The 18,060-nt window shown below is 49.9% G+C and carries 15 protein-coding genes and 1 other RNA gene; 7 read left to right on the top strand and 9 right to left on the bottom strand.

The annotated features are described in order from the left end of the window. Nucleotides 1-20: 20 nt before the first annotated feature. The 9 genes from tdcD to garP form a co-directional block, all read right to left on the bottom strand. Nucleotides 21-1,229 (bottom strand): propionate kinase, encoded by a 1,209-nt coding sequence (gene tdcD / locus HVZ39_RS02800; RefSeq protein ID WP_016154632.1) that lies wholly within the window; start codon nt 1,227-1,229, stop codon nt 21-23. 31 nt (nt 1,230-1,260) lie between these two features. Further along, on the bottom strand, nt 1,261-2,592 hold the full coding sequence (tdcC, locus tag HVZ39_RS02795) for a threonine/serine transporter TdcC (protein WP_016154633.1): 1,332 nt from the start codon (nt 2,590-2,592) through the stop codon (nt 1,261-1,263). A 22-nt stretch (nt 2,593-2,614) separates the two neighbouring features. Further along, on the bottom strand, nt 2,615-3,604 hold the full coding sequence (gene tdcB / locus HVZ39_RS02790) for a bifunctional threonine ammonia-lyase/L-serine ammonia-lyase TdcB (RefSeq protein ID WP_003828594.1): 990 nt from the start codon (nt 3,602-3,604) through the stop codon (nt 2,615-2,617). Nucleotides 3,605-3,702: 98 nt separating this feature from the next. Next, on the bottom strand, nt 3,703-4,641 hold the full coding sequence (gene tdcA, locus HVZ39_RS02785; RefSeq protein WP_003828596.1) for a transcriptional regulator TdcA: 939 nt from the start codon (nt 4,639-4,641) through the stop codon (nt 3,703-3,705). A 1,000-nt stretch (nt 4,642-5,641) separates the two neighbouring features. Continuing rightward, nucleotides 5,642-6,018, bottom strand: an RNA gene (rnpB, locus tag HVZ39_RS02780) — RNase P RNA component class A. Nucleotides 6,019-6,050: 32 nt separating this feature from the next. After that, nucleotides 6,051-7,196 (bottom strand): glycerate 2-kinase, encoded by a 1,146-nt coding sequence (garK, locus tag HVZ39_RS02775; protein WP_094762011.1) that lies wholly within the window; start codon nt 7,194-7,196, stop codon nt 6,051-6,053. 65 nt (nt 7,197-7,261) lie between these two features. Continuing rightward, nucleotides 7,262-8,152 (bottom strand): 2-hydroxy-3-oxopropionate reductase, encoded by an 891-nt coding sequence (gene garR, locus HVZ39_RS02770; protein ID WP_016154635.1) that lies wholly within the window; start codon nt 8,150-8,152, stop codon nt 7,262-7,264. A 29-nt stretch (nt 8,153-8,181) separates the two neighbouring features. Beyond that, nucleotides 8,182-8,952 carry a 2-dehydro-3-deoxyglucarate aldolase gene (gene garL / locus HVZ39_RS02765; protein WP_005131731.1) on the bottom strand — a complete coding sequence of 257 codons (771 nt, stop codon included), beginning with the start codon at nt 8,950-8,952 and terminating at the stop codon, nt 8,182-8,184. Nucleotides 8,953-8,967: 15 nt separating this feature from the next. Continuing rightward, nucleotides 8,968-10,302: a galactarate/glucarate/glycerate transporter GarP gene (gene garP / locus HVZ39_RS02760; protein ID WP_003024898.1), complete on the bottom strand. Its 1,335-nt coding sequence runs from the start codon at nt 10,300-10,302 to the stop codon at nt 8,968-8,970. Nucleotides 10,303-10,705: 403 nt separating this feature from the next. Between garP and garD the strand changes: the two genes are divergently transcribed. The 7 genes from garD (at nt 10,706) to gatD (ending at nt 17,972) form a co-directional block, all read left to right on the top strand. Then, nucleotides 10,706-12,277, top strand: coding sequence for a galactarate dehydratase (garD, locus tag HVZ39_RS02755; protein WP_181633195.1), 1,572 nt, complete (start codon nt 10,706-10,708; stop codon nt 12,275-12,277). 177 nt (nt 12,278-12,454) lie between these two features. Further along, the gene (locus HVZ39_RS02750; protein WP_181633194.1) at nt 12,455-13,309 is read left to right on the top strand and encodes a tagatose bisphosphate family class II aldolase; all 855 of its coding nucleotides are present in this window, start codon (nt 12,455-12,457) and stop codon (nt 13,307-13,309) included. A gap of 132 nt (nt 13,310-13,441) precedes the next feature. Then, nucleotides 13,442-14,713: a tagatose-bisphosphate aldolase subunit GatZ gene (gene gatZ / locus HVZ39_RS02745; RefSeq protein ID WP_016154646.1), complete on the top strand. Its 1,272-nt coding sequence runs from the start codon at nt 13,442-13,444 to the stop codon at nt 14,711-14,713. Between the two features lie 14 nt (nt 14,714-14,727). Continuing rightward, nucleotides 14,728-15,192 carry a PTS galactitol transporter subunit IIA gene (gatA, locus tag HVZ39_RS02740; protein ID WP_019077770.1) on the top strand — a complete coding sequence of 155 codons (465 nt, stop codon included), beginning with the start codon at nt 14,728-14,730 and terminating at the stop codon, nt 15,190-15,192. Nucleotides 15,193-15,221: 29 nt separating this feature from the next. Then, the gene (gene gatB / locus HVZ39_RS02735) at nt 15,222-15,506 is read left to right on the top strand and encodes a PTS galactitol transporter subunit IIB (protein WP_003828616.1); all 285 of its coding nucleotides are present in this window, start codon (nt 15,222-15,224) and stop codon (nt 15,504-15,506) included. Between the two features lie 4 nt (nt 15,507-15,510). Beyond that, the gene (locus tag HVZ39_RS02730; protein ID WP_016154648.1) at nt 15,511-16,884 is read left to right on the top strand and encodes a PTS galactitol transporter subunit IIC; all 1,374 of its coding nucleotides are present in this window, start codon (nt 15,511-15,513) and stop codon (nt 16,882-16,884) included. A 44-nt stretch (nt 16,885-16,928) separates the two neighbouring features. Then, complete coding sequence (gatD, locus tag HVZ39_RS02725; protein ID WP_016154649.1) at nt 16,929-17,972, top strand: galactitol-1-phosphate 5-dehydrogenase; 1,044 nt, start codon at nt 16,929-16,931, stop codon at nt 17,970-17,972. The last annotated feature ends 88 nt before the right edge of the window (nt 17,973-18,060 follow it).

Genomic DNA, 18,060 nt, shown 5'->3' with positions numbered 1-18,060 from the left:
ATCTCTCTGCTGAAAATTAATTATGCAAATTCTACTGGTATATTAATTTTGCCTAACGCAATGGCATCACGCGCAATCATTTTCTCTTCATTTGTGGGAATAACCGCACAAATAACACGAGCATCTTTATTAGAGATAATTCTTTCGCCATGGGAATTTGGCAGGCTATTCATCTCGCTGTCGATATTCACCCCTAAAACGGCGAGATGTTCAATAACCAGACGACGAATTAATACCGAGTTCTCACCTATTCCACCGGTGAAAATAATCCCATCAAGACGATGCAGCGAAGCGGCATGTCCGGCGATATGGCGCGCGATACGATGCACAAACGTTTTAATCGCCAACTGCGCACGCTCATGTCCCTCGTGCCAGGCTTTTTCTAACGTACGTAAGTCAGAGGACAAACCGGAAATACCCAGTAAACCGGACTCTTTATTCACAACGCGCTCAAGGTCGCTCAGCGTCTGGTTGGTTTCGCTGGCAATCCACGCCATGGCGCCGAAATCGACGTCGCCGCTGCGTGTGCCCATCATCAACCCTTCCAACGGCGTCATGCCCATTGAGGTATCAACGCTCTGCCCGTTACGCACCGCGCAGATTGACGCGCCGTTCCCCAGGTGAGCCACAACCAGACCTGAGTCATCACTCTGCAGCTCAAGAAGCTCATGCGCTCGCTGAGATACATAGCGGTGCGACGTGCCGTGGAAGCCATAACGACGAACGCCTAACTCCTCAAAATATTTCCACGGTAGACCGTAAAGATAGGCCTCAGGGGCCATCGTCTGGTGGAAGCTGGTATCAAATACCGCAACCTGCTGCACGCCTGGGAAAAGGTGCTGTGCGGATTCAATCCCACTGAGGTTCGCATAATTATGTAACGGTGCTAAAGGCGATACCCGGCGAATATTATCGATAACGTCGTCAGTAATAATTGCTGATTCGGTAAAGATATTTCCACCGTGGGCAATGCGGTGGCCAATTAAGGCCACGCTGTCCATTAAATTACGTTTTTCCAGTTCAACGGCGATTGCTTTTAATGCGTCTTCGTAGCTGTGGTGAGCCAGCTTAGCTGGCTCTCCTCCATTAATTGCTATGAACGCATTTTCAGAGTTAATACCGTCCGCGATTCCCGCCATTAAAACTTCACAGTTCGCTGCATCCAGCACTGAGAATTTAATGGAAGACGAACCACAGTTAATAACCAGTACTACCGGAAACTCATTCATTTCACTACTCCGCTCATCCTGAGCTTAAGGATTAAAACAGTTTGTAGACAATGTTCAGGATAGTCAGCAGACCAATCACGGTAACAAACACGTTATCCAGACGGCCACGGTATTTCGCCAGTGACGGCGCTTTACGGATGGCATACATCGGCAGCAGGCAGAGCAGAGAGGCAATAATCGGCGCGCCCATTGCTTCAATCAGGTCCAGGATGTTCGGGTTGGCGTAAGCCACAACCCAGGTGGAGCCCATGATGAAGATCATGCTGATGGTATTAAGTTTGCCAGCGGAAACCTTAGTTTTATCGCCTTTGTAACCAAACTTCAGTACCAGACCGTTCAGACCTTCCAGCGTGCCCAGGTAGTGGCCGAAGAAAGATTTGAAGATAGCAACCAGTGCGATGATTGAAGCGCCGTACTCCAGAACGGTCGCGAAGGTAGACTTCGAACCGGACAGTGAAGCGAAGTGGTTCGCCAGGTAAGACAGTACTGGAATGTTCTGCGCTTTCGCATCCGCCATGTTTGCCGGAGAGAGCGTGAACAGGCAGCTAAAGGCAAAGAACATCACCACGGCAACCATCAGCATACTGGCGCGGGAGATGATTTTTGAACATTTCTGCTCAGTAAATTCGCGACCGTAATCTTTCTCATACTCTTCACGTTTAGAGACCACGAAGGAAGAAACGATAGGTGAGAAGTTGAAAGAGAACACCATGATGGAAATACCCAGCCACACGGTAACCAGGATGCCGTCATGGCCAGTCAGAGCGATATTGCTGAGATCAACCTGATCGATAACCGCAGAGTTCCAGTAAGGAATCAGAGACAGAGAGATCAGCACCAGGCTGGCAATAAACGGCCATACCAGGTAGCTCATTACTTTAACCATCAGATCCTTACCAAACCAGATGACGAATGCCATCAGCAGCAGCAGGAACAGTGCCACGAAGCCACGGTTTAACGCTGGCATCTGCAACTGGTTTTCCCAAAAGGTCATAAAGGTGTTGGTAATGGTGACGCCATAAATCCACAGCAGCGGACAAATCGCAAAGAAGTAGAGGAACGTGATAACCACGCCGCCCGTTTTACCAAAGTGCTCTTCAACCGTTTCTGTGATGTTACCGGAAGGGTTAGAACCGGAAAGACACAGGCGTGCCAGCGCACGGTGGCAATAGAAGGCGATGGGGTATGCTAACACCAGCATTATCAGAATGGGGATCAGTCCGCCAAAACCTGCGCGGATAGGGAAGAACAGCACCCCGGCGCCGATGGCGGTACCAAATAAACCCAGTGTCCAGGTGGTGTCCGATTTGCGCCAGGACGACTGTTTTGTCTGGCTGGATACAATGCTATCAGTAGTACTCATATCCTATCCTCAACGAAGTATATTAAGCGTCAACTAAACCAGTAATTTGAGATACACGAGAAAGGTCGATATTACCGCCAGAAATAATGCTGACTGTTTTTCTGTTCTGGATATAGCTATCTAATTTCCCGCTTAATAATGCTGCGCAAGCCAGCGCGCCGGCACCTTCAGTCACAACTTTATTTCGCTGAATTAATGCCACCATGCTGTTGCGAATTTCATCTTCGCTGACCAGGACAATGTCATCCACCAACTCACGAACAATTTCATACGTTAAAGTACCCGGGCGGGAAACGTCACAACCATCCGCCAGGGTGCCGGTCGTTCGGTGCGTGGTTATTTCTCCAGCGTGGAAAGAAGCCGCCATGCCATGAACATTTTCAGACTGTACGCCAATAATTTTAATAGTCGGGTTAATAGATTTAATTGCCACTGCAATACCAGCAATCAGTCCACCACCGCCAATTGGCACAATCACGTTATCGACATCGTACAGATCTTCCAGAATTTCCAGACCAATAGTGCCCTGACCAGCAATCACTTTCGGGTCATCATATGGCGGAATAAAGATACGGCCTTCAGTTTCCACAATCTCGCTAACCTTAGCGATGGTGTCGTTGAAGTTGTCGCCGTGCAGCACAACCTCTGCGGAATAATCGCAGGTTGCAGCAACTTTAGACTTCGGCGCGCCTTTCGGCATGACCACTTTGCCGTCGATTCCGAGCATGGCGCAGGAGAGAGAAACCCCTTGCGCATGGTTACCTGCAGAGCAAGCCACCACGCCCTTACATCTTTCAGCTTCGGTTAATGAACTGAGCTTGTTAAACGCACCACGGATTTTAAATGAACCGGTACGCTGCATATTTTCAAACTTGAGGAAAATTTCCCCTTTGCAACGTTCACTAAAATAGTTAGAGCGAGGCATTCCCGTTTTATAAATTTTCCCCGCCAGTCTTTTTTTCGCTTCGAGGATATCTTCAATTGCAACTGGGAGATCGTATGTAATGTGCATTAGAACCTCTTACTAGGGTATTAAAGTAAATAGATAGCCGTGACCATTGTCAGAAATAGACAGATGGCGTTGATTTCGTGTTAAAACAAATTCAATCTTTAATCAATTTCAATTAATTGCCTTCGTCTCCGACAATTATATGATGAATACTCTTTGGCTAATTCCACCAAAATAGATGCTGCTTTTTTAATTCGATAATTTTTCGACCATACGGCGGCATAACGCGCGACGGGTAAGGTTTCTTCTACCGGGATAGTAATAAACTGGTTTGAGCCAAATGGTGTGGTCATATCGCAGGGAATTACTGTTAAGAAATCAGCATTGAGAACAAGATTATAAATCGTAACGACGGAGTCTGTTTTAACGATGTTTTCACTGCTGATGCCATTATTTTGTAACGTGGTTAGAAGTTCACTGTAGTACCCCATATTCGTTTGTGGCAACACCCACTGTTCGTTTTTCAACGCGCTCAGCGAGGTGATGCCGGTGCATGTTCGGGACTTGCTGGCAACCAGGATGAAGTCTGACTCAAAGAGCGGTTCAACATGCAGATCGTGCAGTTTCATCTCATCACTCAGCGTACCGATCGCGAAATCCAGACGCCCGTCACGAATCGCAGGTAAGAACGAGGAGAGCTGAGCTTCATACATGGAAACCTGCGCTTTCGGGAACACTTCTTTGAATTTTTTAATCATGCCGGACATGATGGTGAAGGCAATCAGTGAAGGAAAGCCAAACGACACATCAACGACCGCATTGCTCGTCATGCTGTTCATCTCATCAACCATGTTCTTCATTTCACGGGTAATAGATTCAGACCATGAGAGCATAACCTGACCTGCCTGAGTTAATGTCACACCAGTATTTTTGCGTACGACTAACTCAATACCGAAATAAGCTTCTACATCATTAATGATTTTGCTGACAGCCGGTTGAGTTAAACCTAATTCTTTTGCAGCTGAGCCGATAGAACCGCTTCTAATGACTTCCTGAAAGACCACTAAGTGCTGTGTTTTAGGGAGTGTAATAGTATTCATATCGACCTGCGCTAATTACTTTGTTGACGGCAGGAAGTGTACCAAATTAAGCGAACGAGGATATGTGCTACCACTCACAAATCCCCTTGACTTACATTTTGTAAGACTATTATTTAAATTGAAATCACTTAATAATCATATAGATATGAAATATCGATCTCACTTTATCCTGACTTTAATCAAAAAAAGATGGGGGGATAACGATTTTTTATGGCTATAACAACACCATTTTCCCTGCTATTTCTTAAAACCACGAAAGGCTATATTTCAATCAATTACAGAGTAATTACCAGGCAAAACAGCGCTTAAATTTAATAAGCAACTTATCAAATATAATTATATTTTATCGTTTATAGTGGTCAAATAACGTTATGCATCACGTTTTTTAGCCTTATTTGTTTGTAAAGAAACATTGCATTTATTAATATTTAAACCAAAACATACAAATAATCATCACATGCAACATTGCATTAACAGTAGTTTTGTACAATTTATCAGCCAGTAATTTTGTGATGGCGATCGATTGCGTTCGATTATTCTCGATAAAAACGTATCGCGCAGCGTTTTGTGCTAGTCATCACAAAAAATGAATTATCCCGCGAGACATTCCCTCAGATAAAAGAAGCCCAATGCGTAAATAAAGGTCAAATAACGATGAGATTAATGGGAAATAAAGGCCAGATTCGTGGTGAACCAACTACAACACGACAGGAAAAACGTCTGCCGGATGGCAGTGTAAACGTCTTATCCGGTCTATAAAGCAAAAAACCTCGCCGAAGCGGGGTTTTATAAAGAGTGAAGTTGACCGATAAGCCGCGTTCTTTTGAGCATAGCGTCGTGGACAGTCATTCATCTCACTTGCCTACAAAGTAAAAACCTCGCCGAAGCGGGGTTTTTATAAAGAGTGAAGTTGACCGATAAGCCGAGTTCTTTTGAGCATAGCGTCGTGGACAGTCTGCCTATAAAGCAAAAAACCCCGCCGAAGCGGGGTTTTATAAAGAGGTGAAGCTGACCGATAAGCCGGGTTCTGTCGTGGACAGTCATTCATCTAGGCCAGCAATCGCTCACTGGCTCAAGCAGCCTACCCGGGTTCAGTACGGGCCGTACCTTGTGAACCCCTATTTGGCCTTGCTCCGGGTGGAGTTTACCGTGCCACGGACTGTTACCAGCCGCGCGGTGCGCTCTTACCGCACCCTTTCACCCTTACCTGATCCCACTTGCGTGGGCCATCGGCGGTTTGCTCTCTGTTGCACTGGTCGTGGGTTTCCCCCCCAGGCGTTACCTGGCACCCTGCCCTATGGAGCCCGGACTTTCCTCCCCTCCGCCCGTCTCCCCCGAAGAGGACGACGACGAAGCGGCGACTGTCTGGTCAGCTTCGGCGCGCAGTATAGAGGGTTTGCGGGGCATTGTCACCCCGCACTGCGCATTCCTATCGCCAACGTGGCGGCGATGTTTCTTGAAGCGCGATAAATATTATCAAATGCCCCACGAAAGGCCTCTTCCAGCGTGCTGATGGTGGTTAATACGCTAAACACCGCATCGATACCATATTGATGCACCACCTCCACATCGCGCGTCAGGCTACCGCCAATACCAATTACCGGCTTGTGGTACTTCTTCGCGACATTCGCCACCCCCACCGGCACTTTGCCGTGAATGCTCTGGCTGTCAATCCGCCCTTCTCCGGTCACCACCAGCGTACAGTCATGAATATGCTCTTCCAGATTGAGTGCCTGGGTCACAATCTCAATACCACTGCGCAGCTCCGCACCTAAAAAAGCCATTAATGCGGCACCCATTCCGCCAGCCGCACCAGAGCCTGGAACGTCTTTCACATCAACCCGCAGCGATTTTTTAATGATGTCGGCATAGTGAGACAGATTGCGGTCTAGTTCGATAATGCGTTCTTCCGTCGCCCCTTTCTGCGGGCCAAAAATGCGCGAAGCGCCAGTAACGCCGGTAAGTGGATTGGTCACATCGCAGGCCACGCGAATTGAGCAGGTTTTTAAGCGCGGATCCAGGCCCGTTATATCGATGGTGTTCAGACTCTCCAGGCTTCCACCACCGTTGCCAATCTCTGTCCCGTTGGCGTCGCAGAGTTTCGCCCCCAGCGCCTGCACCATACCCGCGCCGCCGTCGTTGGTCGCACTGCCGCCAATACCAATAATGATGCTCTGCGCACCGCTATCCAGCGCCTGCAAAATCAACTCCCCGGTGCCGCGCGACGTGGTGACTAACGGGTTACGCTTTTCAGGAGGAACTAACGCCAGACCGCTGGCTGCCGCCATTTCGATAAACGCGGTTTTACCATCTCCAGACATGCCCCAGCAGGCATTCACTTTTTCGCCCAGCGGCCCTGTCACCCACGCTGAATGTTCACTCCCCTGCGTAGCGGCAATCATGGCTTCGACCGTTCCTTCACCGCCATCGGCAACCGGGACAGAAACATATTGCGCATCGGGGAAAATTTCCCGAAATCCTTTTTCTATTGCCTGAGCTACCTCGGTGGCAGAAAGGCTTTCTTTATAAGAGTCTGGGGCAATTACGATTTTCATAGTTATGTAGCCTGACAGTGCCGCGCAAGGCAAGAAATACAGGGCGCGCATCCGCGCCCTTCTTGTTAGCGAGTGACTTCCACTTTCGCCAGTTTTTCGTAGTAGCATGCGAGTGCGCTATGATCGGCGGTGCCCAGCCCATCTGCGCGTAGCGCCTGCATCATCTCCATGACTGCAGCAGTCAGCGGTAACTGAGCGCCAACGCCATGAGAGGTATCCAGCGCGTTCGCCAGATCTTTAATATGCAGGTCGATACGGAAACCCGGCTTAAAGTTTCTGTCCATAACCATCGGCGCTTTCGCATCCAGTACGGTGCTTCCCGCCAGCCCACCACGGATCGCCTGATACACCAGATCCGGGTTTACGCCCGCTTTGGTCGCCAGCGTCAGCGCTTCCGACATCGCCGCAATGTTCAGCGCCACAATCACCTGATTCGCCAGCTTGGTGACGTTACCCGCGCCGATATCACCGGTATGTACCACGGAACCTGCCATCGCCTTCATCAGATCGTAATATTTGTCAAAAATCGCTTTATCACCGCCAACCATCACCGACAGAGTACCGTCGATGGCTTTCGGTTCGCCGCCGCTTACCGGCGCGTCCAGCATATCCACGCCTTTCGCTTTCAGCGCGTCGCTGATTTCACGGCTGGCTAACGGTGCGATGGAGCTCATGTCGATCAGCACTGTCCCCGGTTTCGCCCCTTCAATAATGCCGCCCTCTCCCAGCGCCACTTCTTTCACATGCGGAGAATTCGGCAGCATGGTGATGATCACATCGCACTGCTCGGCAATATCTTTCGCCGTGGCGGCGGTTTCTGCGCCTGCGGCAATCACTTCCGCAATGGATTCCGGGTTACGGTCAGCAACCACCAGCGAGTAACCTGCCTTGAGGAGGTTTTTACTCATTGGTTTACCCATAATACCGAGGCCAATAAAACCAACTTTCATTGTCATGTCTTTATCTCTCTCTACTGTCGAGGGGGTTATTTCTTAAAAGAATCAGCCAATTTTTGCGTGGCTGAACGGAACACGCCAAGATCGCTGCCAACGGCAACAAACGTCGCGCCCCACTCCAGATAACGACGCGCATCCGCCTCTACCGGGGCCAGAATGCCGCTTGGTTTGCCGTGTGCTTTCGCGCGGGCAAAAATATGCTGGATAGCTTTCTGCACATCAGGGTGTGACGCATTGCCGAGGTGGCCTAACGCCGCAGCCAGATCGCTTGGGCCGACGAAGACCCCGTCGACGCCTTCTGTCGCCGCGATTGCGTCAACGTTATCAACGCCCTGCTGACTTTCGATCTGCACGATGATGGTGATGTTCTTATTCGACTGCGCAAAGTAGTCCGGTACGGTGCCAAACATATTGGCGCGATGGGATACGGACACGCCGCGAATACCTTCCGGCGGATAGCGGGTCGACGCCACGGCGTTCACCGCCTCTTCTTCCGTCTCCACGAACGGGATCAGGAAGTTGTAAAATCCGATATCCAGCAGGCGTTTGATAATTACCGGCTCGTTGGTCGGTACGCGCACTACCGGCGCGCTGGCGCTGCCTTTCAGCGCCATCAATTGCGGGATAAACGTCGATATGTCGTTCGGCGCGTGTTCGCCGTCCAGCACCAGCCAGTCAAAACCCGCCAGGCCTAAAACTTCGGTACTGATTGGGCTGGCTAATGCAGACCAGCAGCCAATCTGAATCTGTTGCGCCGCGAGAGCCGCTTTAAACTTATTCGGAAAAATCGTGTTATTCATCGCTTACACCTTTGTTTATTTCTGCAATTCCATACGTTTAATGTCACCGACAATAAACAGGTAGCAAACCATTGCCATCAGCGCCGAGCACCCTACAAACATCAGCGCAGCATTAAATGAGTGCAGCTCGCTCACCAGATACCCAATCACCAGCGGCGTGACGATGGAAGCCACATTGCCAAATACGTTAAATACCCCACCGCACAGACCGACAATCTCTTTCGGCGCAGTATCGGAAATCACCGGCCACCCCAGCGCCCCGAAGCCTTTACCGAAGAACGCCAGCGCCATCAGTGCCACCACCAGGGTGGTGTTATCGGTGTAGTTACACAGAATAATGGTCGAGGCGAGCAGCATTCCGAGCACAATCGGCAGCTTACGTGCCAGAGTGATGCTGAAGCCACGTTTAATCAGATAATCAGAGAACACGCCGCCGAGTACGCCACCGGCAAATCCGCACAGCGCAGGAATCGAAGCCACCAGGCCCACTTTCAGAATCGACATGCCTTTTTCCTGTACCAGGTAAATCGGGAACCAGGTGAGGAAAAACCAGGTAATTGTGTTGATAAAATACTGTCCGAAGAACACGCCGAGCATCATACGGTTAGTGAGCAACTGCTTGATATAATGCAATTTAGGACCGCCTGACTTCACATCACCCGGCTTTTTATGGTCCATATCCACGACCGCGCCGTTTTCAGAGATAAACTTCAGCTCTTCTTGCGACATACGCGGGTGATCGGTTGGGTTATGAATAAACTTTACCCACAGTCCGGTGAGCACAAAACCAATCACGCCCATCACGGTAAAGACGTGTTCCCAGCCCCAGGCGAAGGTCAGCCAGCCCAGCAGCGGCGAAAACAGCGCCAGAGAGAAATACTGTGCGGAGTTAAAAATTGCGGACGCCGTACCGCGCTCTTTCGTCGGGAACCAGGCCGCCACGATACGGGCATTCGCCGGGAAGGACGGCGCTTCCGAGAAGCCCAGCATAAAGCGCATGATGAACATTGAAATACCCGCCCAGGCCAGCGGGAACATGTCTACAAAGCCCTGCAGGAAAGTAAACAGCGACCAGAAGAACAGGCTGTAGGTGTAGACTTTCTTTGAACCGAACTTATCCAGCAGCCAGCCACCGGGGATTTGCATTAACAGGTAAGCCCAGCCGAAAGCGGAGAAAATGTACCCCATTGAGATGGCACTGAGCTGTAACTCTTTCGCCACTTCCGTGCCGGCAATTGACAGCGTTGCACGGTCCGCATAGTTAACGGCTGTAACGATAAATATTATCAGCAATATTAAGTAACGGGTGTGCGTGCCTTTCTTTTTCTCGACAACTGTATCCAGAATCATTCTAATTACCTCGGGTACATTAAATTTTTATTATTATTGGGTAGATATTCCTGGTGATAAATTACTGATAATAAGAATGCATAATAATTTATCAGACGCTATGAAACCGTGATTTAGTATAATCAGCAGCGCAACGTTAATCATTGTGCAAGCGCTCATTAAACATGCGTTATTAAAATAATGTTTTGGGCATATGCACACATACATGGGCGCTAATGCACACATTTACGTATTGCTACCCCTGGTGGGGCGGCCTTGCTGAGTTTAAGTGATCATCATCACATTCTTGGCGATAAACTCCTGACATTCTTATTTCACGATACCGAATCTTTATTACTTATAATTAGATTCAAAATATAAATATCCACACTATTATCACCACCTTGTTGGAGAATACTGGACAATGGCCGACATCGAAATCAGACAAGAATCGCCAACGGCGTTTTATATTAAAGTTCACGAAACAGATAATGTGGCGATAATTGTCAATGACAATGGTCTGAAAGCTGGGACGCGTTTTCCAGACGGACTGGAACTCATTGAACATATTCCCCAGGGACATAAAGTGGCGCTCTTGGATATTCCTGTTCGCGGCGAAATCGTGCGTTATGGCGAAGTGATAGGCTATGCCGTTCGCGATATCCCACGCGGCAGCTGGATTGATGAATCAATGGTTGAGCTACCCAAGGCCCCGCCGCTGGAGACGCTGCCGCTGGCAACCAAAGTGCCAGAGCCGCTGCCGCCTCTTGAGGGTTACACCTTCGAAGGTTATCGCAATGCGGACGGTAGTGTCGGCACCAAGAATCTGCTCGGTATTTCCACCAGCGTGCACTGCGTGGCGGGCGTGGTGGATTATGTGGTGAAAATCATTGAGCGCGATCTGCTGCCCAAATACCCGTACGTTGACGGCGTGGTCGGACTCAATCATCTGTACGGCTGCGGCGTGGCGATTAATGCCCCAGCCGCCATCGTGCCGATTCGTACCATTCACAATATTGCGCTAAACCCGAACTTTGGCGGTGAAGTGATGGTCATTGGCCTCGGCTGCGAAAAACTGCAGCCAGAGCGCCTGCTGGAAGGCACGCACGACGTGAAAAGTATTCCGGTCGACAGCGCCAGCATCGTCAGCCTGCAGGATGAAAAACACCTTGGCTTTCAATCGATGGTTGCCGATATTTTGCAGGTGGCGGAACGCCATCTGGCAAAACTTAATCAACGCCAGCGTGAAACCTGCCCGGCGTCAGAACTGGTGGTCGGCATGCAGTGCGGCGGCAGCGATGCGTTTTCCGGCGTGACGGCCAACCCGGCGGTCGGTTATGCCTCCGACCTGTTAGTACGCTGCGGCGCCACCGTAATGTTCTCTGAGGTTACCGAAGTGCGCGATGCCATCCATCTTCTGACCCCACGTGCGATTAACGAAGAAGTGGGTAAACGCCTGCTCGAAGAGATGGCCTGGTACGATAACTACCTTGATATGGGCAAAACGGATCGCAGCGCCAACCCTTCTCCAGGAAACAAGAAAGGCGGTCTGGCAAACGTGGTGGAAAAAGCGCTGGGTTCTATTGCCAAGTCTGGCAAGAGCGCGATTGTCGAAGTCTTGTCGCCGGGTCAACGCCCAACCAAACGTGGCCTGATTTACGCGGCTACACCCGCCAGTGATTTTGTCTGCGGTACGCAGCAGGTCGCTTCCGGGATCACCGTGCAGGTGTTCACCACCGGTCGCGGTACGCCGTACGGCCTGATGGCCGTGCCAGTGATAAAAATGGCGACCCGTACCGAGCTGGCCAACCGTTGGTTTGACCTGATGGACATCAACGCAGGCACCATCGCCACCGGGGAAGAAACCATTGAAGACGTGGGTCTGAAACTGTTCGAGTTTATTCTCGACGTCGCCAGCGGGCGTAAGAAAACCTTCTCGGATCAATGGGGACTGCATAACCAACTGGCGGTGTTTAACCCGGCGCCAGTGACCTGATTATCCACGTTTTTTCTTCATGAGCATGCCTTCGGGCATGCTTTTTTTTTGCCATATACTTTCGCAACCCTCCCTTTTCTTTCGAAACTTTCATTTATCAGATCGAAATCACAAAAAAACATTACGAAACCCTATACTTTATTTCGAAGAAAGCAATCGAAAGACTTCGGAGGAAGTATGTTTATCATTTCAAGCAAAATGATGCTCAAGAAGGCGCAACAAGAAGGCTACGCCGTACCGGCGTTTAACATTCACAACCTGGAGACCTTACAGGTTGTCGTAGAAACAGCTGCCGAACTACGCTCTCCGTTGATCGTCGCCGGCACGCCTGGCACTTTTAGCTATGCCGGTGTCGGTAATATCGTTGCAATCGCCAGCGAACTGGCAAGATGCTGGAACCATCCTCTCGCCATCCATCTCGATCACCATGAAAGCGCCACCGATATTGAAGAGAAAGTCGCTACAGGTATTCGCTCCGTCATGATCGATGGTTCCCATCTGCCGTTTGTCGACAACATTGCGTTAGTTAAACACGTAACAGATTACTGCCATCGCTATGACGTTAGCGTTGAAGCTGAGCTGGGACGGTTGGGTGGACAAGAAGATGACCTAATCGTGGACGGAAAAGATGCGCTTTATACCCACCCAGAACAGGCTCGGGAGTTCGTGGAAAAAACCGGTATCGACTCACTGGCGGTCGCGATTGGCACGGCTCATGGTCTGTATAGCACTGAACCTAAACTGGATTTTGAACGGCTAACAGAAATTCGTCAGTCCGTTGATATTCCACTGGTTCTACATGGTGCATCCGGCCTGCCAGCACATGATATTAAGCGCGCCATCTCTTTAGGGATCTGCAAAGTCAACGTCGCTACCGAACTCAAAATCGCCTTTTCTGGCGCACTCAAAACCTATCTGAGTACACATACCAATGCGAATGACCCACGGCATTACATGATGCCAGCAAAAGCCGCCATGAAAGAAGTGGTACGTAAAGTCATTGCCGACTGCGGTTGCGAAGGAAAACTATAAGCAATTGATTAATATGAATTGTATGAATTCTGGCAAAGGTCTGTTTTAAAGCTGGATCACGAAAGCTGCTTTTACCCTTTGCCTTCAATCCAAAAATATTATGAAGATAAACAAAAGATATCGGAGATAGAAGTGAAAGAAATAATCTCTCGTCATAAAGCAGGTGAACATTTAGGTATTTGTTCTGTTTGTTCAGCACATCCGTTGGTCATTGAATCCGCATTACGCTTTGATCTCAATACGGACAGTAAAGTTCTGATCGAAGCAACGTCTAATCAGGTTAATCAGTTTGGTGGCTATACCGGGATGAAACCCGCCGATTTCCGTGATTTTGTCTATGGCATCGCACAAGAAATTGGCTTCCCTCGAGAAAGACTGATCCTGGGGGGCGATCACCTCGGCCCTAACTGCTGGCAAAATGAAGTAGCGGCAGAAGCGATGGAGAAATCCGTAGCCTTGATTAAAGCTTACGTCGCCGCAGGATTCAGCAAAATCCATCTTGATGCTTCAATGTCCTGCGCTGACGATCCGACACCGCTAGACCCGATGGTTGTTGCTCAGCGAGCAGCCATACTTTGCCAGGCAGCAGAATCAACAGCAACCGAAGAACAGAAACGCCAACTGACTTACGTGATTGGCACTGAAGTTCCCGTACCTGGTGGAGAAGCCACCACCATCGGTAGCGTTCATGTCACACGTGAAGAAGATGCCGCCCGGACACTGGAAACCCATCAGGTTGCCTTCAGTGCATTAGGGCTTGAAGAAGCGTTAACGCGCGTAATCGCCATTGTGGTCCAGCCCGGCGTCGAATTCGATCACACTCAAATTATTCACTATCAGCCACAAGCTGCAAAAGCGCTTTCCGCCTGGATCAAAGAGACCCCAATGGTCTACGAAGCGCATTCCACAGATTATCAAACCCGCCAGGCATACCGTGCGCTGGTACGCGATCACTATGCGATTTTGAAAGTGGGTCCAGCACTCACCTTCGCTCTGCGTGAAGCTATTTTTGCCCTTGCGCAAATGGAAAATGAACTGGTATCTCCGGAGCAAAGAAGCCGGGTATTGGAAGTGATTGACGAAGTTATGTTGAATGAACCGGACTACTGGAAAAAATACTATCGCCCAACCTGGAGTCAGGCGATGGTTGATATTCACTTCAGTCTCTCCGACCGTATTCGTTACTACTGGCCGCATCCCCGCATTCGTCAAAGCGTAGAGAAATTAATAACCAATCTTAATGACGTCGCTTTACCACTGGGGCTAATTAGCCAATTTATGCCCGTGCAATTTGAGCGTCTGTCTGAAGGAACGTTAACCGCGACGCCACACAATCTGATTATCGACAAAATTCAGGACGTTCTGCGCGCCTATCGCTTTGGTTGCGCACCAGCACTTGCCTGAAATCAGGAGAATATATGAGCCAACTTTTTGTCCGAACAGGAATTAACTTTAGCTCGTGTCAGCATGCGCTGACACATATTGGGGAGGAGATGCTGGCCAAAGGGGTCGTGCACGAAAGTTACCCGCAGGCCCTGATTGAGCGTGAAGCAACCTTTCCAACTGGAATAGCGCTGGAACGTCATGCCGTTGCGATTCCACATTGTGAAGCTGTCCATGCTAAATCTCCTGCTATCTATCTGATTCGCCCGGATACACCGGTCAACTTTCAACAAGCGGATGATGATGAAGAGATCGCCGTCTCTTTAATTATCGCCTTAATCGTTGAGAACCCGACGGCACAACTGAAGCTCCTGCGTCGTCTGTTTAGTGAGCTACAAAACCCGAACACCATTGAAGCATTACTGAATGCGCCCGATGCAGAACTGGCAATGCTCTTTCGGGAAAAAATCCTTGAGTCTGAGCTCTGTGCCCAGATTTGATAAAAAACTGATAATAAAAGGAATACCCTATGAAACGTAAAGTAATTGTGGCCTGTGGCGGTGCTGTAGCAACTTCAACAATGGCTGCAGAAGAAATTAAAGAACTCTGTGAAGCCAACAATATACAACTCGACCTGGTTCAGTGTCGTGTAACAGAAATCGAAACCTATATGGACGGCGCAGACCTCATTTGTACCACGGCTCGCGTTGACCGTACATTTGGCGATATCCCGGTGGTTCACGGCATGCCTTTTGTCTCAGGCGTGGGTATCGAAGCATTGCAGCAAAAAATCCTGACCATCCTCGTGGGGTAACGCCATGTTTAGCGAAATAATGCGTTATATCCTCGATTTAGGTCCAACGGTTATGCTGCCGTTAGTGATCATCATCTTCTCAAAATTGCTGGGAATGAAGCTCGGGGATTGTTTCAAATCTGGTCTGCATATCGGGATTGGGTTTGTCGGCATCGGCCTGGTAATCGGCCTGATGCTGGACTCTATTGGACCTGCCGCAAAAGCAATGGCAGAACAGTTTCAAATTAACCTGCACGTCATCGATGTCGGCTGGCCTGGTTCATCACCGATGACCTGGGCTTCGCAAATTGCGTTAATTGCGATTCCTGTCGCCATTGGGGTGAATATCCTGATGCTGGTTACCCGCATGACCCGTGTGGTGAATGTCGACATCTGGAATATCTGGCATATGACGTTTACCGGCGCCATGTTGCATCTGGCGACCGGTTCATACTGGTTGGGCATCCTCGGTGTGGTTGTTCATGCCGCCTTCGTCTACAAACTGGGCGACTGGTTTGCCAAAGACACGCGCGACTTTTTTGGCCTGGAAGGCATCGCCATTCCACATGGTTCCTCGGCATATCTGGGCCCGATAGCGGTCCTGGTTGATACGATCATTGAAAAAATCCCAGGTCTGAACCGCATTCATTTCAGTGCGGATGATGTACAAAAACGCTTCGGCCCCTTCGGCGAGCCCGTGACCGTCGGTTTTGTGATGGGGTTAGTGATCGGCATGCTGGCAGGGTATGACGTTAAAGCTGTGCTCCAACTGGCGGTTAAAACAGCTGCCGTTATGTTGCTCATGCCGCGCGTCATTAAACCGATTATGGATGGACTCACTCCCATTGCAAAGCATGCTCGCAAGCGCCTGCAGGCAAAATTTGGTGGACAGGAGTTCTTGATTGGCCTGGATCCTGCGCTACTGCTCGGCCATACGTCGGTGGTTTCCGCCAGTCTTATCTTTATCCCGCTGACCATTCTGATTGCCGTTCTGGTACCAGGAAACCAGGTTCTGCCATTCGGCGATCTCGCGACCATTGGTTTCTTTGTCGCCATGGCGGTAGCCGTTCATCAGGGAAACCTTTTCCGCACGCTGATCTCCGGCGTCATCATCATGGGTATCACCCTGTGGATAGCCACGCAAACCATTGGTTTACATACCCAGCTAGCCGCCAATGCGGGCGCATTGAAAGCTGGTGGCATGGTGGCTTCAATGGACCAGGGCGGTTCCCCAATCACCTGGCTGCTAATCCAGCTCTTCACCTGGCAGAACGTGGTGGGTTTCATCATTATCGGTGCTATTTACCTGTTGGGTGTACTGCTGACCTGGCGTCGGGCGCGTAATTTCGTGGCGGCTGAAAAAGCGGCAGCCATAACAGAAAGCCAGACCGCATCTTAATTTCTGGGGAGCATTTGCTCCCCTTCACTTTTCTGGAGACACTTATGAAATCAGTGGTTATTCACGCTGAGGGCGACGTACGCGTTGAAGAACGTCCCATACCACAACTACAAACTGATGAAGATGTACTGGTCAAGGTGGTCAGTTCAGGGCTTTGCGGCTCAGATATTCCCCGAGTCTTCAATCATGGCGCTCACTATTATCCAATCACACTTGGGCATGAGTTCAGTGGCTATGTTGAGTCTTACGGCGCTGGCGTAACCGATCTACAACCCGGAGATGCCGTTGCCTGCGTACCGCTGCTCCCCTGCTTCCACTGTCCTCAGTGCGAGCGTGGATATTTCTCATTGTGTAAGCAATATCAGTTTGTCGGATCGCGCAGCGAAGGCGGCAATGCAGAATATGTGGTGGTAAAACGCGCCAACCTGTTCCGCCTGCCTTCAGAAATGCCGATTGATGATGGCGCATTCATTGAGCCCATTACCGTTGGCCTGCATGCTTTTCACCTCGCTCAGGGATGCGAAGGCAAAAACGTGATCATCGTTGGTGCAGGTACTATCGGTTTACTGGCAATGCAATGTGCTCGCGAACTCGGCGCAAAAAGCATCACGGCGATTGATATCAACCCGCAGAAGCTGGCGTTAGCAAAAGAACTGGGGGCAACCTATGTGTTTAACAGTCGGGAGATGAGTGCGACCGAGATCCACTCCGGTCTGGAGAACATTCAATTTGACCAACTCATCCTGGAGACTGCGGGAACCCCACAAACTGTTACTCTGTCGATCGAAATTGCCGGACCTCGCGCTCAACTGGCATTAGTCGGTACGCTGCATCACGATCTGGCGCTAGCTTCAGGTGTTTTTGGGCAAATATTGCGTAAAGAGTTAACCATCCTTGGCAGTTGGATGAACTATTCCAGCCCATGGCCTGGAGAAGAGTGGGAAACCGCTGCCCGTTTACTCACGGAGAAACGCTTACAGCTTGAGCCGTTAATTGCCCACAGTGGCGATGCCGACAGCTTTGCCAGCGCAGTCAAGTCACTCAATGGCGCGCCGATGCAGGGGAAAATTCTGCTCAAACTCTCCTGACCCAACGAGCCAGCAACCTGCGCTGGCTCACATTTACTTTCGAAATTTAGCGTTCACCTTTCGCAATCCTTCGATTAAACTAGTGGCA

This window comes from Citrobacter sp. RHB35-C21 (assembly GCF_013816515.1).
GTDB lineage: Bacteria > Pseudomonadota > Gammaproteobacteria > Enterobacterales > Enterobacteriaceae > Citrobacter > Citrobacter braakii.
The sequence above is the reverse complement of the archived record's forward strand: the minus strand, read 5'-3'. Positions and strand labels throughout refer to the sequence as shown.